The organism is [Clostridium] innocuum, from assembly GCA_012317185.1.
GTDB lineage: Bacteria > Bacillota_I > Bacilli_A > Erysipelotrichales > Erysipelotrichaceae > Clostridium_AQ > Clostridium_AQ innocuum.
In genome coordinates, this window is record CP048838.1 from 799,935 (window position 1) to 823,734 (window position 23,800).

General features: G+C 42.9%; 18 protein-coding genes and 1 pseudogene. 17 read left to right on the forward strand and 2 right to left on the reverse strand.

Annotated features, from left to right (window positions below):
* Positions 1-20 precede the first annotated feature (20 nt).
* From G4D54_03995 to G4D54_04020, 6 genes are all read left to right on the forward strand, one after another.
* Positions 21-848, forward strand: coding sequence for an energy-coupling factor transporter ATPase (locus G4D54_03995; protein ID QJA01646.1), 828 nt, complete (start codon positions 21-23; stop codon positions 846-848).
* Complete coding sequence (locus tag G4D54_04000; GenBank protein ID QJA01647.1) at positions 824-1,684, forward strand: energy-coupling factor transporter ATPase; 861 nt, start codon at positions 824-826, stop codon at positions 1,682-1,684. Before G4D54_03995 ends, G4D54_04000 begins: the two co-directional genes overlap by 25 nt.
* Positions 1,677-2,477, forward strand: a complete 801-nt coding sequence (locus G4D54_04005; GenBank protein ID QJA01648.1) for an energy-coupling factor transporter transmembrane protein EcfT — start codon at positions 1,677-1,679, stop codon at positions 2,475-2,477. Before G4D54_04000 ends, G4D54_04005 begins: the two co-directional genes overlap by 8 nt.
* A complete protein-coding gene (gene truA, locus G4D54_04010) occupies positions 2,470-3,228 on the forward strand; it encodes a tRNA pseudouridine(38-40) synthase TruA (protein QJA01649.1) in 759 nt (252 codons plus the stop codon). The genes G4D54_04005 and truA overlap by 8 nt, the downstream gene beginning before the upstream one ends.
* Positions 3,229-3,493: 265 nt before the next feature.
* The gene (locus G4D54_04015) at positions 3,494-4,897 is read left to right on the forward strand and encodes a cation:dicarboxylase symporter family transporter (protein ID QJA01650.1); all 1,404 of its coding nucleotides are present in this window, start codon (positions 3,494-3,496) and stop codon (positions 4,895-4,897) included.
* A gap of 319 nt (positions 4,898-5,216) precedes the next feature.
* A complete protein-coding gene (locus G4D54_04020) occupies positions 5,217-5,996 on the forward strand; it encodes a hypothetical protein (protein QJA01651.1) in 780 nt (259 codons plus the stop codon).
* Between the two features lie 336 nt (positions 5,997-6,332).
* Here G4D54_04020 and G4D54_04025 read toward each other — a convergent pair.
* A pseudogene (locus G4D54_04025) lies at positions 6,333-8,114 on the reverse strand (IS1634 family transposase).
* Positions 8,115-8,405: 291 nt separating this feature from the next.
* On the opposite strand from G4D54_04025, the gene G4D54_04030 reads away from it, so the two are divergent.
* The 7 genes from G4D54_04030 to G4D54_04060 all read left to right on the forward strand — a co-directional run bounded on the left by G4D54_04030 (position 8,406) and on the right by G4D54_04060 (position 16,581).
* A complete protein-coding gene (locus tag G4D54_04030) occupies positions 8,406-8,858 on the forward strand; it encodes a GNAT family N-acetyltransferase (GenBank protein QJA01652.1) in 453 nt (150 codons plus the stop codon).
* Positions 8,859-8,997: 139 nt separating this feature from the next.
* Positions 8,998-9,636: a helix-turn-helix transcriptional regulator gene (locus G4D54_04035; protein QJA01653.1), complete on the forward strand. Its 639-nt coding sequence runs from the start codon at positions 8,998-9,000 to the stop codon at positions 9,634-9,636.
* A gap of 175 nt (positions 9,637-9,811) precedes the next feature.
* Positions 9,812-10,522 carry an aspartate/glutamate racemase family protein gene (locus G4D54_04040; GenBank protein ID QJA01654.1) on the forward strand — a complete coding sequence of 237 codons (711 nt, stop codon included), beginning with the start codon at positions 9,812-9,814 and terminating at the stop codon, positions 10,520-10,522.
* Positions 10,523-11,340: 818 nt separating this feature from the next.
* Positions 11,341-12,093, forward strand: a complete 753-nt coding sequence (locus tag G4D54_04045; GenBank protein QJA01655.1) for an ABC transporter ATP-binding protein — start codon at positions 11,341-11,343, stop codon at positions 12,091-12,093.
* A complete protein-coding gene (locus tag G4D54_04050; GenBank protein ID QJA01656.1) occupies positions 12,086-14,692 on the forward strand; it encodes an ABC transporter permease subunit in 2,607 nt (868 codons plus the stop codon). Before G4D54_04045 ends, G4D54_04050 begins: the two co-directional genes overlap by 8 nt.
* Before the next feature lie 13 nt (positions 14,693-14,705).
* A complete protein-coding gene (gene phnW, locus G4D54_04055; GenBank protein QJA01657.1) occupies positions 14,706-15,797 on the forward strand; it encodes a 2-aminoethylphosphonate--pyruvate transaminase in 1,092 nt (363 codons plus the stop codon).
* Between the two features lies 1 nt (position 15,798).
* Positions 15,799-16,581 (forward strand): phosphonoacetaldehyde hydrolase, encoded by a 783-nt coding sequence (locus G4D54_04060; GenBank protein QJA01658.1) that lies wholly within the window; start codon positions 15,799-15,801, stop codon positions 16,579-16,581.
* A 341-nt stretch (positions 16,582-16,922) separates the two neighbouring features.
* Here G4D54_04060 and G4D54_04065 read toward each other — a convergent pair whose 3' ends face one another.
* Positions 16,923-18,389 carry a GntR family transcriptional regulator gene (locus G4D54_04065; protein ID QJA01659.1) on the reverse strand — a complete coding sequence of 489 codons (1,467 nt, stop codon included), beginning with the start codon at positions 18,387-18,389 and terminating at the stop codon, positions 16,923-16,925.
* A gap of 203 nt (positions 18,390-18,592) precedes the next feature.
* Between G4D54_04065 and G4D54_04070 the strand changes: the two genes are divergently transcribed.
* From G4D54_04070 to G4D54_04085, 4 genes are all read left to right on the forward strand, one after another.
* Positions 18,593-20,242: a diguanylate cyclase gene (locus G4D54_04070; protein ID QJA01660.1), complete on the forward strand. Its 1,650-nt coding sequence runs from the start codon at positions 18,593-18,595 to the stop codon at positions 20,240-20,242.
* Entirely contained in the window at positions 20,239-20,607 is a 369-nt protein-coding gene (locus tag G4D54_04075) for an Hpt domain-containing protein (protein ID QJA01661.1), read from the forward strand. Before G4D54_04070 ends, G4D54_04075 begins: the two co-directional genes overlap by 4 nt.
* The gene (locus G4D54_04080) at positions 20,604-23,156 is read left to right on the forward strand and encodes a response regulator (protein ID QJA01662.1); all 2,553 of its coding nucleotides are present in this window, start codon (positions 20,604-20,606) and stop codon (positions 23,154-23,156) included. The genes G4D54_04075 and G4D54_04080 overlap by 4 nt, the downstream gene beginning before the upstream one ends.
* Positions 23,157-23,308: 152 nt before the next feature.
* Positions 23,309-23,749, forward strand: coding sequence for a recombinase family protein (locus G4D54_04085; GenBank protein ID QJA01663.1), 441 nt, complete (start codon positions 23,309-23,311; stop codon positions 23,747-23,749).
* Positions 23,750-23,800: the final 51 nt, after the last annotated feature.

Consider the following 23,800-nt stretch of genomic DNA (forward strand, 5'->3'; position numbering starts at 1 on the left):
TATAATTTTGAGGTGAGAACATGGAAAAAATACGTGTGGAGGATCTGACCTTCTCTTATGATAAGGAAACAAATGCAGTGGAGCATGTTTCTTTTTCAATTGAAGAGGGAAGCTATACAACCATTATCGGACATAACGGAAGCGGCAAGTCAACGATTGCTAAGCTGTTGATCGGTTTGCTGGATAAGGATCAGGGACATATTTATGTGGATCAGGATGAACTGAGCATGGACACCCTGTATGATATTCGCAATAAGGTGGGAATCGTGTTTCAGAATCCCGACAACCAATTTATCGGCGCTACCGTAGCGGATGATATCGCGTTTGGGTTGGAAAATCATCAGGTGGAAACGGAAAAAATGCAGCCGATTATCGAACGTTTTGCACAGAAGGTGAAAATGACGGAATATATGCAGAGTGAACCGACCAAGCTGTCCGGCGGGCAGAAGCAGCGTGTGGCAATCGCCGGTGTTCTTGCCATGTCTCCGCAGATTCTTATTTTTGATGAATCCACGAGTATGCTGGACCCGCAGGGAAAAGCGGAAATCAATGAGCTGATTCAGGAAATTCATAAAGAAAGCAAGATTACAATTATTTCGATAACCCATGACATTGAAGAGGTCAGTAAGTCGGACTATGTCATCGTCATGGATGGCGGACACGTGGTTATGAAGGGACTTCCTGACGATATTTTAAGAAAAGAAAAAGAGCTGATCGATCTTCAGCTGGATATACCGTTTGCCTTAAAGTTCACAAAGGCCATGCGTGCACATGGTGTGGATATGAAGGATTGCACAACGATGGAAAAGGTGGTGGATGAAGTATGCCGATTACATTTCGAAAAGTAGCACATACCTATAATGCGGATTCTCCGTTTTCCTATGCAGCCTTAAAGGGCATTGATCTGGAGATTCCCGAGGGTAGGGTAACTGCCATTATCGGTGAAACCGGCAGTGGAAAGTCTACCCTGGTACAGCATCTGAATGCGCTGCTGCTTCCTACGGAGGGAGAAGTGCAGATTCTGGATAAAACGATTACCGCCGGCAGCAAGCCAAAAAATCTGAAGGAGCTGCGCCGTCTGGTCGGTCTGGTGTTCCAGTTTCCGGAATATCAGCTGTTTGAAGAAACCATTGAAAAGGATATCAGCTTCGGACCGAAGAATTTCGGCGTCAGTGCTGAGGAAGCGGCACAGCGTGCGAAGGAGGTACTGAAGGTCGTCGGTTTGGATGAAAGCTACCTGCAGCGCTCACCGTTTGATTTATCCGGGGGACAGAAGCGAAGAATTGCCATTGCCGGAATCCTTGCCATGAACCCGGATGTGCTTGTACTGGATGAGCCGACAGCCGGACTGGATCCGCAGGGAGCCAGCGATATGATGCGGCTGTTTGTGGATATGAATAAGAAATACGGAAAAACCGTTTTGATCGTAACACATGATATGGAGCATGTATTACAATATTGTGAAGAGGTTGTCGTTGTTCAGGCCGGAAGCATCAAAAAGCACTGTGATGTGCAGTCCTTCTTTGAAACCGTAGAGCTCCTGCAGGAGCTGAATATCAATCCCCCGGCTGTGATACGGCTTCGGGAAGAGCTGATTCGCCGCGGCTTTTCCATCGACCGCACTCTGCTGGACATGGACAAGCTGGCTGCGGCTGTCGCTTGTGAGGTGAAGAAGCATGAATAATATCGCACTTGGAAAATATCTGCCGCTGGATTCCATCATTCATCATATGGATCCCAGAGCCAAAATCGGTGCCATGCTGATTATGATGATTGCGATTTTCATACCGGCAGGCTATGCGGGCTATGGAGTTATTGCGGCTGCGGTCATCGGAACTGCTCTGCTGGCACGTTTAAAGCTGTCCTTTTTATGGAGAGCAATGAAGCCGATGCTGTTCATGCTGACGTTTCTGCTCATCATCAATCTGCTGGTTATCCGTGACGGGGATGTTCTGTTTACCATATTCGGATTTTCTGTCTACACCGGGGCAATTGCACAGACCCTGTATATCGTTGTCCGTCTTGCTTTAATGATTATGATTACCACAATTCTGACTGCCACCACAAAGCCGCTGGAGCTGACGCTGGGAATCGAAGACCTGCTGAAGCCGTTTCAGGTCATTCATGTACCTGCTCATGAAATTGCCATGATGATTTCCATCGCGCTGCGCTTTATTCCAACGCTGATTGAAGAAACACAGCGCATCATGAAGGCGCAGGCATCCCGTGGTGTGGATATGGAGGAGGGAAGCCTGATGGAAAAGGTGAAGGCGATTCTTTCTCTGATTGTACCGCTGTTTGTATCTGCATTCCAGCGTGCCGAGGATCTGGCGTATGCCATGGAGGCAAGAGGCTATATCCCCAACCGTATGCGGACGCGCTATAAGCAGCTGAAGATGGAAGGCAGAGATTATGTTCTGCTTAGTGCATCTGTTCTGGTTTTCGCTGCAATGGTTGCTATGATGCTGTATGCCTAGATATAAGGTGATTCTCAGCTATGACGGTACTGCCTACGGAGGCTGGCAGCGGCAGACGAATACGCATTCCATACAGCAGGAAATTGAAGCAGCCATGGAAAAAATCGAAGGCAGCTTTATCCGTATTACGGCAAGTGGAAGAACAGATGCCCATGTGCATGCACTCGGACAGGTATTTCATTTTGATTCCGCTAAGGATCTGGCACCGGAGAACTGGAGGCGTGCTTTAAATTCCCTGCTTCCTCACGATATCCGGATACAGGATGTATGTCTTGTAGAGGATGACTTCCACGCACGCTTTCATGCGGTAAGCAAGCGCTATGATTATCTGATTACAACGGATGTGAACAATCCGTTTTATTATCATTATATGGGGAAGGATCGCAAGGTGCTGGATGTAAAACGTATGAGTGAATGTGCCAGAGTGTTTCTGGGAACCCATGATTTTACAAGCTTCACCAGCAGCAAGCTTGATCCGCGCAAATCAAAGGTCAAAACCATCACCCGTTTGGATATCGTACAGGAGGAGCATGCTGTCCGCCTTGTTTTCGAGGGGAACGGTTTTTTGCGCTATATGGTGCGTATGATTGCACAGACCCTGATTGAAGCAGGCAAGCATCGTCTGGATGTTGCGGATGTCAAACAGATGCTGTATGGGCAAGATAAGCATCTGTGCCGGTATAAGGCACAGGCGGAAGGACTTTATCTGGTCCACGTAACCTATGCGGATACGAAAAAAACAAAGGAATAGGTACAAAATGACTTGCTATCGGCAGGTCGTTTTTCTGTTTGCAGATGTTCTCAAAAAAGCACATTTCCTTTTCATGCCTGCAAAATGTGGGTTAAGGAAAGCAAGCTGCTGTTTTCGCCTGTACCGAGGGCTTTTAAACAGCATATGATAAAAAACAGGTATAAAAGCTTGGATATGGTTCATAACATAAAAGAGCAGTAAGCATATGACTTGAAAAAATAAAGCTGCTTGTATATGATAGTCAGGTACAACGAGGAGGGGTTTTATGAAAAACGTGTTTCTAAGCCAGTTTCTGATGATCAGTGAGTGGAAAACCATTGTGTTTCTCATCGCCTATCTGCTGCTGGCTTTTGCAGTATATAAGCTTCCAAAGAAAAAATTCAGCTTTTCCAGCAAGGTGCTGATTGCGACTGTGCTCGGTCTGGCACTGGGACTTGCCATGCAGGCGGTATCCGGTTTTGCGGCAGACCCGTTGAAGATTCCGTTTGTGAATGAAACGACACTGTGGTATTCGCTTATCGGTAACGGCTTCATTGATTTTATCCGTATGCTGGTAATTCCGCTTGTCATGGTTTCCATCATTCATGTTATCCTTCATATGGATGAGCGTGAAAATGTACGCAAGCTTGTAAAACGCAGTATTCTTACTACCATGGGCATGGTGGCCGTTGCCGCTGTTGTCGGTCTGACACTGGGAATCGTCTTTCAGCTTGGAGGCAGCGGAAGTGCCGCATCCATCACAAACGGAGAGATGAAGGAGGTCGTACCGGTTGTGACGACTCTGCGCAATCTGATACCTGCCAATCCTGTGGAAGCCATGGTCAACAGCAATGTTGTTGGACTGGTAATCTTCTCCGCATTTTTCGGGCTTGCGGCACGCCGTATGCAGAAAAAGTATCCCGATACCATCCAGGTGTTTTATGAGCTGATTGATGCTCTGCACAAGATTATCATCAGTATTGCCATGACGATTATTAAGGGAATGCCATATGCAGTGCTGGCATTATTGGCAAATACGATTGCACAGCGCGGTCTGAACAGTATTCTGGAGGTTGGAAAGTTCATCGTGATTCTGTATATTGCATGTATCATACAGCTCATGATTCAACTGCTCGCTATTTCCTTTTTCAAGGTCAATCCGATCACATATTTGAAAAAAAGCTATTCTCTGTTACTGCTTGCCTTTACCTCCCGCAGCTCTCTGGGAGTTCTGCCGGCAACGATTGACACACTGACGCAGAAGCTCGGGGTGTCACAGGGAACCGCAAGCTTTGTATCCAGCTTTGGAACAACGGCCGGTATGCAGGGTTGTGCAGGAGTTTTTCCGGCGCTCCTGATTGTCTATGTCGCAAATACCAGCGGTACACCGATTGATATCAGTTTGATCATCATGTCCATCATTGTCATTACCATCGGCTCCATTGGTATTGCCGGTATCCCGGGTACCAGTACCATGGCGGCCTCAGTCGGTTTGTCCGGTGTTGGCCTTGGAGCATCCTTTGCTTTCATAACACCAATTCTGGCAATCGATCCCATTATTGATATGATGCGTACCATGCTGAATGTATCCGGGTCACTGACCAATGCCATCATGGTTGACCGTCAGCTGGAGCTGATGGATATGGAGCTGTATCAGGATATGACACGCAAGGAAGCAGAAAAGGTATAAAGTTGCGGGCATGGAATGAAATGAAATGTGCCTGCGTGAAACAGAAGAAACAGGGAACGGGCTTAGCCTGCACCTGTTTCTTTTTTTGTAATACATATGGAAGAGGGCAGAGAATCTGAGCAGATTGTTTTTTGTCTATTGTCATGCAAGTGTTTCTCCGTTTCAGAGCATCTATTTCTTTGTGGAGGTCAGCTATTGGCAGCGGGTGTTTTGTATATTATAATGAGAATACGTACAGCTTGGGTAAATTTATGGAGAAAAGCAGGTGCAAAGCTGGTGGAAACGACAAGAATAGCGATATATCGATAGGAGAATACAGATGAAGAAAATAATACTGAATCAGGCATCACTGAAGCTTATCGCAATGGGTCTGATGCTTCTGGACCATATATATAAAATTTTTTGCTTTGATGTACGGGATTTTCTTCTTGTACATACCACGCTGACACAGGAAGTCATTCAATGGGGAATTCAGCTGATCGGTATGCTTGGCGCCGCCTCCTTCTGGATCTTTGCATTTTTTATAGCGGAGGGCTGCCATAGGACTCACAATCGCAGTGCCTATCTAATTCGATTGCTGATTATGGGGCTGATATCGGAAATTCCCTTTCAGTATATGATCTGCATTTTACTGGATGCTCCGCTCACTCTGCACTTCGCTTTAACGAACATTTTTTTCACCCTTTTTCTGGGAGCTGCAGCTATTATGACCTATGATGCTTTCAGAAGCAGACAAACGCTTCAAAAGCTCTCCCTCCTACCATTGCCTCTTTGCATGCTTATCGCATCTGTCCTGCAAACAGACTACGGTGCCCTTGGTGTTCTGGCGATTTTTGCCTGCTATTGCGGAAGTGATGAATATCGTCTGTATCGTCTGGGAGGGGTCATCCTGTTGGAAGCCTCTACTCTCCTTATACAGGGACAAAGCCTTCAGGCAGATGATCTGCTGTATGCTTTCCTGTATATCCTCTACGCTTCTTTGTCCCTGCCGCTGTTATCCTGCTATAACGGTAAAAAAGGAGCCCTGCCAAAATGGTTATTCTATACCTTCTATCCCTTGCACATCACCATTCTGGTTGTATTGTATATCACTGCATGAAAAGACAAGAAAATCATACAGGAAGCTATCCTGCATGTACCGAGCTGTTTTCTATTATGTTAATAGCAGGGCTGTAATTTTCTCTTTATTTTATAGCCGCTCTTTTCATATCGGAAAGACTTAAATGAAAACTTCTATGAGTATCGTGAATGCTACAAAGGATACGAGTTTAAGAATTTGCTGCAAAGAACATATCAAATAGCATTCTTATAAAGCGTTGACGGCTAAACAATTCATCGAAAGCAGAAAGAAATGACGATATTGAAGCAGTATGATATAATCCCGTCTTTGACAGTTTAAGGAAAAAATAACTCAAGAAAACCCTTTAGTTAAGGGTTAATCTTGAGTTTTTGGTTTTGCAGGGGAATATAGTAATTGATTGGCAATTTTAGACTCATGAATGATACTTCTCATTTTAGCCTTCTTGATAATCTGAGTATCTGTACGGAAACCAAATAATTCATGAAGGTCATCCGTCAAATCTGTTCTTTTATAAATTGGAATGTAGCCATATGCGTCAAGTGCACATACATCCATGCTTCTCAGTGTATCTATGATATTCTCTGTTGTATATTTCTTGTCCAGTTTGAATTCCAGAATCCTATATATCAGCAATGACAGAAAGCAGATTAGGAAATGGGCCTTTATCCTGTCTTCTCTCTGCAGGTATACAGGTCGTGCTTCAAAGTCCGTCTTCATTATTCTGAAACATTCTTCGATCTGCCATCTTCTCTCATTGATAGCGATGATCTCAGATACATCTCCCTCTATATCTGTCGTTACTGCATAGAACCCATCATACATCGCCTCTTTATCTATGGCTGCCTGATCGAGCTGACAATATTCTTCTTCTGCCACCTCACCATCCGCAGTGATCGCAGTCTTTTTTTATAAATCTGGCCGGATCATTAGGATTACGTCTATTCTTCTTAAACTTTTTTTCCATTATCATTGATCATCTTCATAGCACGTTCGATCTGTCCCTGTCTAATCTTTGCTTGATAAGCCTTATATTTAGGCGAATACGTTACGATCATCGTTTCTGATAACTTCTTTGACTCGATTGGGACTTCTTTATAGTAAATGGATCTGTATACTTCGGGATCGTTTTCATCCAGTTCTCTGAGATCGATGAACTTTTCGCTCCCCCAGCTTTCTGTATTGTTTCGGATCAAGTGCTGTGATACGATCCTCTTTCTTTAATTTCTTCAATGACTGTGTGACGACATACGATCTACCACCCATATCATTGAACAATTTGTTATTCTGTGATCCAAGTCCGCTATCAGAACAATAGATGAATTCAGAACAGTCAAAATCACGTATGACCTTCTGCTCAAGAGGCTTCAATGTTTTCTGTTCATTCTGTTTGCCAGGATGTAGGTCGAAAGCAAGCGGGAAGCCATCAGCATCCATAAAAAGTCCCATGCCTATGATTGGATTAGGCCGATTCTCCTTACTTTTACCATATGTCTTACTACCACTCTCCTGTTCTATTTCAAAATAATAGTTTGTACAGTCATAATAAAGGATCTTGGTATTCCGTTTATGAAGGAAATGTGAATTACGATAGATCTCAGCCTGGATATAATCTGATTCATCGGCAATAACAGAAAGGGCGCGATAGACGTTTTGGAGAATGTATTTGGGCTGTTCCAGGAGCGTCTGAGCAAAAGCGTAAGAGTTTTTCTTACTGGAAGGATGAAGGATCCGTGCAAAAAGCAAATCGGAAAAAATATCATAAAGATTGTATTCATACTGATGGCGTCTTTTGATATTACGGCAGATATTATCAAAGCGGAGAGAAGAAATGATAGATTGAAGGAAAAGGTATCCGCAGTTAAAAGAGCGCTGCTCATTTTTAGGGATATAGTGCGTAGGAGATAGGAGAACGGAAACGGCTTGATTTTCCTTATTGTAGTCATCAGTAGCAATACGAGCCTGTTCTTTAGCCCATGCCATGACACCATCGCGGTCAGTAGAGAGCAAAAGGGAAAGTTCAGCCAAAGTGCCAAGCCGTTTATGAACTCTGGAAGTATTTTTGCCGTTCTTATCAACAAAAGAATGACAGATATAAAAAGTTTCAGAGGATTTAGATCGAGTAGTAGTAACTTTCATATACATCACCTATACAAATTATATCATATATTACCAATAATTACCATATAATAAAGCTAAAAATTTGACAAAATAACATAAAGAAAAGCCTATGATAAAAGGCTTTAGAAGCTATTAGCTATGAATAGACTGTCAAAGACCCGAGAACATATCAAATAGCATTCTTATAAAGCGTTGACGGCTAAACAATTCATCGAAAGCAGAAAGAAATGACGATATTGAAGCAGTATGATATAATGTACAGAATGATAAACCGGCATCAGTCGTTTATATGATAGGAGGCTGTTAACAATGAATATACAGCGCATTGCAAACCGGCATCTTGAAGATGTAACCAAATTGGTTACAAAGGTTTTTATGGAATTTGAAGCACCGGATTATACGGATGAGGGGATAAAAACGTTTTTTGATACTGCATTGCATAATCAGGAGTTTATGGACCAACTGGATATCTGGGGGGCATATATAAACAAAAAACTGACTGGTATAATTGCGACTAGAAACAACGGCAGTCATATAGCGCTGTTCTTTGTTGATGGTGAGCATCATCGACAGGGAATCGGACGAAGGTTGTTTGAAGCAGCATTAAAAAATTCTTCTTCCAATGAGTTAACTGTAAATGCATCTCCTTATGCCAGGGAAATTTATCACCATTTGGGCTTCAAAGACACAAAAACCGAACAAACTGTTATGGGGATACGCTTTATTCCAATGATATACAGAAGCAAAACAAGAGACTGCTAAACTCCGCCTTCAATTAACATAAGCTTTTATTATTTATGTTTTTTTTCATTGCAACTACGGGTTGACACATTTCCATGCTTGCATAGTGGCTATGCAACTGAATACTTGCTATAATCGCATCATGAAAGGAGTGCTGATCATGAAGTTAGCGGAAAGAATACAATATTTAAGAAAAATGAAAGGAATCTCACAAGAGGAGCTTGCTGAGAAAGCAGGTGTTTCCAGACAGGCTGTTTCCAAATGGGAGAGTGATCAGAGTACACCGGATGTAGAAAAAATAATTATAATGAGTGATTATTTTGGAGTTACAACAGATTATATCCTAAAGGGCATTCAGACGGTAGAGAGCAAAGAACAAAAAAGCAGGGAGCTTGCGAGTAAGGTACTTTATATCTCATCAGCAGCTTTTGTTGTAATAGGTCTGTTCTGTGCATTTGGAGGCTGGTATGCGCAACAGACAATGGAAGCTGTTTGGGGAGCAATGATCGTTCAAGTAGTAGGTGTTGCCGGATTTTTTATAGCAAGCATACTGTCCAGAGAAAAGGCTCCGATTTATATTACGTGGATTCTTATCAATGGAATCGTTTTTATGCCTGTATCTATCATGACCGGATATATTGCAGACCTAGTTTTCAAGCAAGGGTGGATTTCTCCTTATCCAATAGGGATCATTCATACCTTAGCATTTGCAGTTGTATACCTGTCCGTTTTAATTATGAGTTATTTCATTCTGAAGAAACGACAGGAAAATGCAGTTGATATTCAGAAATTTTATTGAATACCATCACTGACACGGGTCTGAGCGGATCAAGTGTCAGACGATATTTTAAATCTTATAAAACAGAATATGCTTTTATTACTCAGGTGAGATTCTGGAACAGCTGGTGGCTACGAGTTGTTGTGGTGTATGATTATCGTGATATACTCAAATAGAAAGCTATGGAGGGTTAAAAATGAAAACAATTGGCTTAATTGGTGAAATGAGTTGGGAAAGTACAATCCCGTATTATCAAATTATCAATGAAGGAGTTAAGGCACAGCTTGGCGGACTGCATTCAGCAAAAATTATTCTTCACAGTGTGGAATTTGATGAAATTGAAAAATGCCAGTCAAGAGGTGACTGGAAAAAAAGCGGAGAAATATTAGGGAAAGCTGCTCAGGGATTAGAAGGTGCCGGTGCGGATTTTATTTTGATCTGTACAAATACTATGCATAAGGTTGCACCTCAAATCGCATCCATGATTCATATTCCCATCATCCATATAGCAGATGCGACAGCAGAAGAGCTTTTAAATCACAATATTCATAGAGTGGGATTGTTAGGCACAAAATATACGATGACTCAGGATTTCTATAAGCAAAAACTGGTAGAGAGAGGCATAGAGGTTATCGTTCCTGAAGCAACGGAGATTGAAGTGATCAATCATATTATTTTTCATGAACTCTGCGTTGGTCAAATAAAGAAGGACTCACGGAAAAAATTCCAGAGCATTATAGAGCGCATGAAGTCCAGAGGAGCTGAGGGTGTTATTCTTGGCTGTACGGAAATCGGACTTCTTATTCATCGATCAGATTCTTCCATCCCTGTATTCGATACAACGTGTATTCATGCAAAGCGTGCAGTAGAAATCGCATTAGGTGATGGAAGGATGGGAAATTGCTGAGACGATTGTTATGGATGTATGGAAAACACTATATAAGTAAGCAAGTGAGCAATATCCCCCCTGAAGAAGTAACCCCTGTTAACTATGCACACCATGTTGCCTGTGAACTTGAAGCAGGCAATGGGGATATTGATACCGGCTTTTGTATGGAAAGCTGTAGGGAAGCTTTTGTACTGAATATGTGCATAGACAGCGGAAGCTATAATCAAACATTTGATTGCCTTTCGTGAAATGGCTCCATATGAAGGTGGAACCGGCAGGCTTGTTGAGGGCTTCTTCATCAGTTAAACGAAGAGAACGAACATATGGAAAAAATGGTTGATTTTAAGAAAAGGAAATTGATGTGTTCATAGGGCTGATGCCAAAATAGCGGGAAAGAATGATACATGAATGCAAATGCAAAATGGCTGCTTTTCATCCATACGAAGGTAAGCTGCAGCACAGTGACGTTGCATCGTTTCTTCATTCAGTAGTGCCATCTTTCTTGTATCGTATATGCGCAGGACACGGAAAATTATAAAAAAGAACACGGTCATTGCGTGCATACAGCATGATTTTCATTTTTCTGCTAAAGAAATCGTATTATGAACATAAAGGAGCTGTTATTTACAAATTTATTAAATAGCAGCTCTTTTTGTTGTGTTTTTATGAACAAATTACATGAAAAACAGAAAATATAACAAAGAATTTACATAATTTATGAAATGTTAAGGGTTCGTAAAGAGGACGTTAACACTTAATGAAAGCTATTGTAATCTTTTTTCACTTTTCTATAATGGACACAAGCGAGTAAAATATCGCGATGAGGAGAGTGACGTATGCTGACACTGAATAATCTGAAGAAATCGTATGATCAGACATCGATTCTGAATGGAATCAGTCTGTCGATAGAAACCGGGGAAATCGTTTCCATACTGGGACCGAGCGGAAGCGGTAAAACAACCCTGCTGAATTGTATACTGGGTATCACAGACATTGACAGCGGGAGTGTGGTATTCAATGGACAGGATGTTACCGGAGTATCCATGGAGAAGCGCGGATTCAATATCGTATTTCAGGACTATGCTCTGTTTCCGAATCTGAACGCCTATGAAAATATCACCTATGGTCTGAAGAACAAGCCGGGAATTTCCACACAGCAGGAGGTGAATGAGCTGATTGAGCTGCTGGGGCTTTCTCAGCATCTGAATAAGCACATCGACCAGCTGTCCGGTGGCCAGAAGCAGCGTGTGGCACTGGCCAGAACCATGGTTATGAAACCGAAAATTTTATTACTGGATGAGCCGCTGAGTGCGCTGGATGGTGTCATTAAGGAAAGCATCAAGGAGAAGATCAAAACGATTGCCAAGGAATTTCACCTGACAACAATCATTGTCACACATGATCCGGAGGAGGCGCTGACCTTGTCCGACCGCGTGCTGATCATGAAGGATGGCAGCATTTCGCAGTATGCGAAGCCGAAGGATATCATCGAGCATCCGCAAAACAGCTTCGTGAAGGAATTCATCCTGAACCAGCTGGAAATCAAACGCAATAATATCTTTACGTTGTTTGGAGAAACCTATGCATAAAAAGCAGCTGGAGCTAAAGGGAATCTATGTGGTTCTGGCGGCTTTGTTTCTCGTATTTCTCTTTATGCCGGTCGCCATTCTGCTGTATAAATCCTTTGAAAGCGGAACCTCACTGACACTGCAGCATTACCGTGATTTGATCTTCAGCGGCAAGTTTGTGAACGCCTTTGGCAACAGCTTTACGGTATCCGGTATCAGTGCCCTGGTGACAACGCTGCTTGCCTTTCTAATGGCCTACACCATCAATTATACAAATGTATCACAGCGGCTGAAAAAGGGAATCCGCAGTATTGCCACGCTGCCTATGCTGTTGCCGACCATCACCTATGGCTTTGCCATTATTTATACATTTGGAAAGCAGGGACTGCTGAGCAAGCTGCTGCATGTGCAGCTGTTTGATATATATGGTTTCAGCGGTCTTCTGATCGGCTATGTGATCTATACGCTGCCAATCGCCTTCCTTCTTGTGAACAATACGATGAAATTTATTGATAAAAAATTCATCATCGTTTCAAAAATCATGGGGGATTCCGGAGGAAAGCGCTTTTGGATGACCGCCCTGTCACCGATGATTCCAACCCTTGCGGCAGCCTTTATTCAGGCATTCTTTCTGAGCTTTACCGACTTTGGTATCCCGGCGGCCGTTGGTGGTGAATATGCGGTAGTCGCAACCACGCTGTATAATGAAATGCTCGGCTCCATCCCGAACTTCAGCAACGGCGCAGTTGTCGCCATGATGATGCTGCTTCCTTCCATCATCAGTATCATTCTTCTGAACTATCTGGAGCGCTATAATGTCCGCTACAACAGGATCAGTGTTATCGAGCTGCCGGAAAACAGGAAACGGGATTTGTGGTGCGGCATTGGCTCCGGTCTTGTCCTGTGCGGTATTGCTCTGGTATTTGCTGTCATTATTCTGCTGCCGTTTGTAAAGGAATGGCCGTATGATATCAGCTTTTCCCTGCAGCATTTCACAGACACGCTGGCAAGCGCCAATTTACTGTCGGTTTACCGCAATTCTTTAATAGTAGCACTGGGGACGGCAGCTGCCGGAACGCTGGTCGCGTATGGCTCTGCCCTTGTGACCACACGCAGCACGCTTCCTGTGCTGTGCAGAAAAAGTATTGATGCCATCAGCAGTATTGCCAATACCATACCGGGAATGGTCATCGGTATTGCCTTCCTGTTCGCATTCAGCGGCACACCGCTGCAAAGCACCTTCTGGATCATCATTCTCTGTAATATGATTCATTTCTTCTCCACACCGTATGTGATGGCGAAGAACACACTGGGAAAGCTGAATACCTCCTATGAAACAACGGCTATGCTGATGGGGGACAGCTGGTTCAAAACGATTCGAAGAGTGGTCGTTCCCAATTCCAAAAGCACGATACTGGAGATGCTCAGCTATTATTTTATCAATTCCATGGTGACGATTTCTGCCCTGATTTTCATTGTCGGTGCAAAAACAGCAGTGCTGACAACCAAGATCAAGGAGCTGCAGCATTTTGCGAAATTTGATCAGATTTTCGTTCTGTCTCTATTGATTCTTCTGACAAATCTGCTGGTAAAGGGAATCATTCTCTTTGTTACACAGAAGAAGGATGAAAAAAAAGAAAAGGGTGTCCGTGTGAAGAAATATGCACTTGGCATTCTTGCCGGCGGTGTTGTGCTGTTCACCTTCGTTTTCGGACAGGGAAAGGAGCCTGTGGTAATTTACTCCAATGCGGATGAGGAAGCACTGATAGCGATACAGCATGCACTGGATGAAAACGGCTTTCAGGATCAATATGTTCTGCAATCGTTTGGAACAAGTGAGCTTGGTGGAAAAATCATGGCGGAGGGTAAGAATCTGGAAGCGGATATTATTACGATGAGCTCCTATTATATTGACAGTGCCCAACAAAAAAATGACATGTTTGATAAGCTGACCTTCCCGACGCCGACACTGAAAACCTATTCCGATTACGATACTCCGCTGACGGCATTGGAGGGAGCGATGATTGTGAATACGAGTGTACTGAAGGAAAAGCAGCTGCCGGTGCCGTCCTCTCTGAAGGAGCTTGCAAATCCAAAATATAAGGGAATGATCTCAATACCGGATATCAAGGCAAGCAGTACCGGCTGGCTGCTCGTACAGGCATTGCTGGATACCTATGGAGAAGAAGATGGGAAAGAAATTCTAACTGCAATCCTCGACAATGTCGGTCCGCATCTGGAATCCAGCGGCTCAGGTCCTTTGAAAAAGGTGCGCTCCGGGGAGGTCGGCATTGCCTTCGGACTGCGGCATCAGGCACTTGCGGATAAGGAAAAGGGGCTTCCCATCGACTGTATTGACCCGATCGAAGGCAATTATTCCCTTACGGAAAGCATTGCCGTTGTAAAAAAGGAAAATGTGAATAAGACGGCAATGGCAATGGCACGCTGCATTATGGAAAATGGGAGAAGAGATATTCTGTATACCTATCCAACTGCACTTTATGAAGGTGAACAGGTGGAGAAAAAATATGCAAGCAAATATCCGCGAGTATTTAAGAGAGCATTGAGTGTAGAGCTTTTAGAAGAGCATCAGGCGTTCTTTGAAGGCTGTAGAAAATAAGGAGAGAAAACAAATGAAAACATACAAGCTGTTAACACCGGGACCACTTACGACAACAGACAGTGTAAAGCAGGAAATGCTGTTTGATCACTGTACATGGGATGAGGATTATAAGCAGATTACGCAGCGAATCCGAAGAGAGCTGCTGCAGCTGGCACATGTCGATGAGACTGCATATACAACCGTACTGATGCAGGGCTCCGGAACCTTTGGGGTGGAAAGTGTGATTTCCAGCGTGATTCCTGACGATGGCTGTCTGCTGCTGCTCAGCAATGGGGCCTATGGGGAACGAATCGCCGCAATGTGTCGCTATCATCACATTAACTGCGTTCATATTGTACAGGATTATGATAAAATGCCGGATCGAATGAAAGCAGAGGAAGCACTGAAGCAGCACCCGGAAATTACGCATATTGCAATGATTCACAGCGAAACGACAACCGGCATTCTCAATGATATTCAATCCATTGGTGAGCTGGCTAAGACGTATCATAAGGTCTTTATCGTGGATGCGATGTCAAGCTTTGCCGGCGTGGATATTCCGATGCATGACTGGCATATTGATTTTCTGGTAAGCTCGGCCAATAAGTGTATTCAGGGTGTTCCGGGCTTCTCCTTTATCATCGCAAGAAGAGAGCTTTTGATCGCTTCCAGAGGCTGTGCCCGCAGTCTGTCCTTGGACCTGTACGATCAGTGGGCAGGCATGGAGAAGGATGGAAAATGGCGCTATACCTCTCCTACGCATGTTGTTCTGGCATTTGCCAAGGCAATGGAGGAGCTGCAAAAGGAAGGCGGTATTCCTGCAAGAAGTAAACGCTATGCACATAACCGTGATGTTTTGATTGAGGAATTCGGTAAGCTTGGTTTCCTTCCTTATGTGGAAAAGGCGGTACAAGGGCCAATCATCACAACCTTCCTGTATCCGGATACAGATTTTGATTTCGCACAGATGTATCGCTTTATCAAGGAGCGAGGCTATGCAATTTATCCGGGAAAGCTGACGGATAAGGATACCTTCCGCATTGGAACGATCGGTGAGATTTATGAGGAGGATATCCTGCGGCTGGCACAGATTATGAAAGAGTATATGGAAAGAGGAAACTGATATGAAAATAGAGGGAATTATATTTGACTGGGCAGGAACGACGGTAGATTACGGCTGTTTTGCGCCGGTACAGGCATTTGCGGAGGTATTTCATGGGTTTGGCATGGAGGTTACGATGGAGGAAACGAGAAAGCCGATGGGGATGCTGAAGCGTGATCACATCAAGACCATGCTGGAAATGCCGAGAATTGAGGGATTGTGGAAAAGTGCACACGGCCGTGCAGTAACGGAAGCGGATATCGATGCAATGCATGATACCTTTACGGAAAAGCTGATGGGTATACTGGATCAGTTTGCCGATCCGAAGCCGTATGTCGTGGAAACGATCGCAAGGCTGCGGGCTATGGGACTGGCGATCGGCTCTACTACCGGCTATACCGATCAGATGATGGCGGTCGTAACGCGTGTCGCAAAGGAGAAGGGATATGCTCCGGATTTCTGGATTTCACCGAACAGCGTGGATAACTATGGAAGACCATACCCGTATATGATTTTTGAAAACCTGAAGCAGCTGCATATCCGTGATGTACACGCAGCCGTTAAGGTAGGGGATACGATCTCTGATATTAAGGAAGGCGCTGCGGCAGGTGTGATTTCTGTCGGTATTCTGGAGGGAAGCTCTCTGATGGGGCTGACACAAACAGAATACGAAGCACTCAGCACACAGGAAAAGGAAGCACTGTGTGCACGCCTGCGCAAGGAGTATATGCAGGCAGGTGCCGATTATGTTCTGCAGGATATACGTGAATTGCCTGCATTGATTCAAGAGCTGAACGATAAATAGACCCGCTACGGCGGGTTTTTCTATATAGTGTGAGAATATAAGACATACTTTCTGATAAAAATAGCGGAATACTTATCAAGTAAAATTCAGTTTACTTATCTATCGCTGTTATTCATCTATCAATTGTCCATAAGCATATTAACTAGGATAAATTGACAAAATAAAAGAAAGAGCGAATTGTCATTATTGAAAAACAGTCTGCTTTCAAAAGACGTTATAAAATTGATGATATTTTCGATAACGAAAACGTAGAGCAGGAAAAGAAAAACAATGACAATCGATGAAAAGAAAGAGTAATCATGCCGGAAATATAGATATACAAATGCTGTCAAATGAAGTTTTCAATAATACTTCTCCGGTAACTGGATAGCTGCAGCGGAAGAAAATCCGTATTTGTTTGTCATGATGTCTCTGGCATGCTGAAATATTTGGTAATAGCAATCAGCAATTCGATTAGCAAATTCTATGTAGTCTCCGGTATGCAACTCATGGACTGCTAAGCGCAGCCGTTTATTAACTGTCTGCAATACCTGCTTTTTATGATCGTAATATGCAATATAATGCCCCCATTCTGTGAGACGAAAGGCCTCTTTCAGTATGCTTTTCAGGGGTTGTGTATCCGTATGGTATAAAATAGCTTCAAATATATCTATGATACAGATAGAATCCGGAAGATAGAGCTTTTCCTCTAAACTCTTCAGCTCCTTTTTCTTGAATTTTGCGGCTGCATTCACCGTTGCAGGGTGAATGATCAATGCCAGTAATTGCAAAGTATGCAAGTACCGCAATGCCTCCTCTGTTCGTCCCGGATTGGGAAGAATCTGCCTTACACGGCTATCATCCGGGGTTATAATCATGGTACCTTTTCCGTTTATCGTTCTGACAAAGCCTCGTTGTGAAAGCTCTGTCAGTGCTTTTCGTATTGTGGAAACAGAAACATTATAGAATGCAGCCAATTGCTTTTCACTGGGGAGAAAAGTGCCGCGCGGATAATCACCGCGGACTATTTTCCGGTTCAGATCACTGACGATGCGAGTATAGAAATAATCCTTGCCGCGCGTTGGTCTCCATGAAAAAGCAGCTGGGCTCTGCAGGGGATAAGCCTCCAATGTATCTGCCAGATGCTGCAGGGTTTCTTGAACAGCATATACAAATCTGAGAAGAAGATGAGTCAGCTGCGTATACATAACATGCGTATCCTTTTCTTTCAGGATACTAATAAGATTTGCTGTTATGGGGATGGAATCCTTTCGTAAGACTTTCAGAAAAAAGGTACTGTTCTCTGTGAAAAAGCTTAAATGAGAATGTAGTTCAAAGACAGAATAAAGGTTCCCCAGCAAGGGACTGCCACCAACTGTCAGAATTTCTTTTAACAGATTTGATACAGGACGCCACCCTCCGGCGGAAATCCCCATACGGGAGACCTTCATGGCTTTTTTGTAATGATACAGGATTTCCAGATCACAGTGCTTTGCTGCAAAGCTTAACAAGGAGGGAAGTATCAGGGCGAATGTCTCATATATCTGTAGAATGTTATCACGACTTCGCAAAATGTCAATACCTTCATTACCCTGCTTTATTTCGGTTTCTCGCGGTAATACGATGGGAGCGATGCGAGGTTTTATTTCAATATATCCCTCCTTTTGCAGTGCATCAAAGACGCGATTGATGGTATAACGGCTCACATTGAATTGATGACAGAGTATTCTTGAGGATGGTATATAATCACCGGGTGGTATTTGGTTTGTAAGGATGCGCTGCTTTACTTCATGATAGACAAATGAGAATTTCGTTTCTTGTGCTTCCATACCCATATCCTTTCCGGTCTTTTTTCCATTATAGTATGCGACCTTCTGTTTGTCAGTATGCATATGCGAAGCTATTTGTTCACCTTGCCAATTTTGTATAAAACGTATAGGTATACCTTACCAATCGGGATGTTGTCAGGGTGTTTACCTGAAATTATAATAAAATCGTGAAATATACCTTGTTATGAAAGCGATGGATGCATGTGAATAAACAAAAAGTTCTTATAGCAGATGATTCAGAAATAAACAGAGCTCTTCTGATTGAAATCCTTGAGAATCAATATGACATTGTAGAAGCGGAAAATGGAGTAGAGGCAATAACTCTTCTTTCTCGCTACGGAACGGAATTTTCACTCTTATTACTGGATATCATGATGCCGGAAATGGATGGCTTCGAAGTTTTGGCTTATATAAAAAAAAGAAGCTGGAATGCCAACCTTGCGGTTATTATGATTTCCTCGGACAATTCTCCTGCGAATATAAAACAGGCATATGACTTCGGGGCATTTGATTATATAAGCCGGCCATTTGATCCTGCGATTGTCCAGCATCGAATAGCGAATACAATGCTGTTATATGCACGGCAGAATTACCTCGAAGAAATAATTGCACAGCAATATCAAAGTCAGGAAGAAAATAATAAGCTGATGATTTCTATCCTATCCCACATTGTAGAATTTCGTAATGGAGAAAGCGGCTCGCATATCCAGCATGTTCATACGATAACAAGGCTTTTGTTGGAAAACCTTATTCAACAAAGCACTCCGTATATGCTGACAGATACCGATATAGACGTCATCAGCACGGCTTCAGCACTTCATGATATAGGGAAAATCGCGATACCCGATGCAATTTTAAATAAGCCGGAACAATTAACAGCTGAGGAGTTTCAGGTAATGAAGACGCATACGGAGATCGGCGCTGAAATGCTGATGGAATTACCAGCGGAACAGCGGGAATCCGAGCTTGTCAAGATAGCCATTGAAATTTGCCGCTGGCACCATGAGCGATATGATGGAAGCGGCTATCCGGATGGGCTGAAGGGAGAAGAGATACCAATTGCAGCGCAGGTGGTAGCACTGGCAGATGTATATGATGCACTAACCAGTGAGAGGTGCTATAAAAAGGCATATTCACATACAAAGGCATTGCACATGATTGTAAATGGAGAATGCGGTGTGTTTAATCCAATGCTTATACAAGGTCTGATAGACATAAGTACTACACTTGCATTAAATCTCACCTATGATCAAGCGGATTCCTATAATGTGCAGGGATTGTTGAAAAAGGGAATACCGCATAAAAGGCGTGATGCTGTGGACACTCTGACCTATGAAGAAACTCTTGAATTATTATATACAGATGCATTAACAGGAGTATATAACCGAAGATATTATGAAGATTATATTCTTCTTCATGAAATACAAAATCTTTCCGTAATTGATATCGATAATTTCAAGGCTATCAATGATTCCTATGGTCACTTTGTCGGAGATATCGTTTTGCAAAAAATCGCCAAGCTAATATGCTCCAGTGTTGGAAAAGGAGACACTGTTATACGTTATGGCGGAGATGAGTTCATCATTATCTTTTGGAATCTGCCGATAGCGTTGTTCACCAAACGCTTAGAAAAGATACGCAATTCTGTATCTGAAATGAAGCTGGCGGATTATCCAAATCTAACTGTTTCTGTGAGCATTGGCGGTGTATATGAGAAAGGGGGAGCTGAAGAGCTTTTCATAACTGCGGACGAACTCATGTATCAAGCGAAAGCGGACAAAAATCTGGGGATAGTGAGTCTTTTGAAGGAAGAAACAGCGGATTTGAATAAAAGAGAGGAAGACATACGATGAATTTAAAGGATTGCTATACTGCTTTTGGCGGTGATTATGAGGAAGTGATGTCAAGACTGCGCTTAGAAAAGACAGTCACGAAATTCCTTTTGAAATATTCCGAGGACAAGAGCTTTTTTATGTTCAAAGAGGCTTTTGCTCGCAAAGATTATGATGAGGCCCTTCGCTTTATCCATACGCTGAAGGGAATCTGTCAGAATCTTTCATTTACCAGGCTGTATGAATGCAGCAGTCAAATTACAAAAGCATGCAGAGAAGGAGATTATCAAAGCGTGGAAAAGCACCTTCCTCAGCTTTCTAAATTGTATGATCAGCAAATAGCTGCCATAAAAGCGTATCAGAGACAGGGAGATTTTTGTAAATGAAGACGCAGCGCTCACATCGGTATGTAACGCGATTTCTAGCGTTCAGCTTCACTGGTTTTCTGCTGATCAGCATCGCTGTTTTTGGCCTGCTCGTATTTTTTATGGATCAGAAGAGCAATAAAAGTATTTATAAGGTCGGCGAACTATATATGTCGGGAATGAATCGTGAGATTTCAAAAAATTTTGAGAATGTTATAGATTTACGTTTCCGTCAGGTTGAGGGCATTATCACCGCTGTTACGACAAAGAACAGCAATAAGGAGAATCTGTACAACGAGCTGGTCTACAGAGCACAGATCAGAGACTTTGAATATCTGGCACTCTGTTCCGATAAGGGAAGTTTTGAAAACCTTTATGGAGAACAAGTGCAGCCCAAGAATCCAGAGCCGTTTGTAAAAGCGCTAAAGCAGGGGGAACATCGGGTGGCGATAGGAGTGGACGCAAAAGGACGCGAAATAGTTTTATTTGGTGTTAAGGCAGTATATCCGATGAAAAGTGAAGAGAAATCAATTGGCTTGATAGCAGCAGTACCGTTAGCATATATTACTGATTTTTTATCACTGGATGATGCAACTGACATACTGTATTATCATATCATACGTCCTGACTACAGCTTTGTAATACGCAATGAAAATCCGGAGCTTTGGGAATATTTTGATCAATTACATCAGGGAAACGGCACAAAACAAAACAATCCGCTGTATGGTCTTGCAGCGGCATGGAAGAGACAGGGGAATTATGCAACAACGTTAAAAGTTCAGGGCGAATACCGGCAGGTTTTTGGAACCGCGTTGCCAAACTCTGAATGGATTCTGGTTGCAGTTATGCCGTACGGTATATTAAGTGAGACGATGAATGCTTTAGGGTCTCAAAGGATGATGGCAACCATGCTTGCCTGTAGCTTTGTCATAGGTTATTTATGGATTATATTCATTCGTTTTTATTATATCAGCCAGCAGCAGGTACAGGAGCTTGATCATGCTCGAAGACTTGCAATGGAGGCAAATCAAGCAAAAAGTGAGTTTTTAGCAAATATGAGCCACGATATCCGAACACCGATGAATGCAATTGTAGGGATGACGGCGATAGCTGAAAATCATATAAATGATCGGGAACATGTGAAGGACTGTTTGAAAAAAATCACACTGTCCGGTAAACATCTGCTGGGACTGATCAATGACGTTTTAGACATGTCGAAAATCGAAAGCGGTAAATTGTCCCTGTCTTTTGAGCAGGTATCTTTGAAAGAGGTTGTGGAAGGAATTGTCAACATAATGCAGCCGCAGGTGAAAGCAAAGCAGCAGAGCTTTGAAGTACAAATCAATACAATAGCGACAGAGCATGTATGGTGTGATGGTGTACGCTTAAATCAGGTACTGTTGAATCTGTTATCAAATGCGGTAAAGTACACGCCGGAGGGGGGATTCATTCAATTAACTTTATATGAAGAGAAATCTTTAAAGGGAGAAGACTATGTGCAGCTACATATCTGTGTAAAGGATAATGGAATCGGAATGTCTCCTGATTTTTTGAAAAAAATATATGATTCCTATAGCAGGGCAGATGGTGCAAGAGTACAGAAAACAGAGGGTGCAGGCTTGGGAATGGCGATTACAAAATATATAGTCGATGCCATGCAGGGAACCATAGATATACAGAGTGAGCTGCAGAAGGGCACTGAAGTTCATATAGCCCTCGATTTTGAAAAAGCTCCTTCTGCTGCTTATGATATGGTTCTTCCTCCATGGAAAATACTTGTCGTGGATGATGATGAGCTGTTCGGCAAAAACACTATCCGTACCTTGAACTCTATGGGAGTTCATGCTGAATGGACGCAGAGCGGGGAAGCTGCCATTGAATTGCTGATTGAGCATAACAGTAACAGAGACGATTATCAAATAGTACTATCGGACTGGAAGCTGCCCGGTATGAATGGTGTTCAGGTGGCAAAAGAGATACGGCATCGATTAGGAAATGAAATGCCTGTTATATTGATATCGGCATATGACTGGAGTGAATTTGAACAGGAAGCGCGTGAAGCTGGTATCTCCGGGTTTATTTCAAAGCCGCTGTTCAAATCAACATTATTTCATGGTCTAAGACAATATATGGATATGGAAATAAAAAAGGATGAGGATAGGAATACAGATATGCACCTATCCGGATATCGTATTCTGCTTGCTGAGGATAATGAATTAAACGCGGAGATTGCACGTGAATTGCTGACGGATATAGGGATGGAGGTTGCGTGGGCAGAGGATGGACGAAGCTGTTTAAAGATGTTTGAAAAGTCCCCTGTTGGATATTATGATGCTATCCTCATGGATCTTAGAATGCCGCATATGACTGGATATGAGGCTACACAGGCGATTCGTACATCAAAGCATGCAGCTGCTGTATCAATACCTATTATCGCTATGACAGCAGATGCATTTTCTGAAGATATTCAAAAATGCCTGCGTTGCGGAATGAATGCCCATATTGCAAAGCCAATTGATATTCAGGTGCTTACAAGGCTCTTGAAGAGATATTTGGAAACCGGCAGTTAGACACGGGGATAGCATTGATTAGTGAAGCGAATTGCAAGGTGCTGTAAAAATATAATGCATGGAAATCCTGCAGTGGTGTTTTGGATTTCGTATGACCTCACCAGCACCTGAAAATCAGATGCAACATATAGAACATAAGAAAGGATACTGGGATGAAACATAAAAATTTGAAACTTACATCATTCACTGCTCTGGGACAGGATGTCATACAGGTGGAAAATGAATTGCGGGAATATGCAAAAAACGGAATACAGCTATCCATTCAGGGGATGGTCATTGATGCAGCTGTACTTTCTTCCTTTTATGAATATATTATAGATTTGAACCGTAAGAAGATGAAAGAATGTCAGCATCGAGGCATCCAGAAGGCTTTGCAAAGAAAATCAGAAGGAAAAGGAAATTATGGACGGCCATCAATTGATTTGCCGAATGACTTTGAGGAACAAATAAGAAAACGTTTAGTTGACAGGGAGGCATTAAGTGAATACCAAAAAGAATTGAACATCAAGAGGTCTACCTTTTATCGGCATGCAAATCTTATCAAGCACGCAATCCTAATGGAGGAGGCAGAACAGAATATTCAAAAGGGATGATGGGAAGACATGTCTTATGTACTTAACAGAATAAGGTGACACCTTATATTC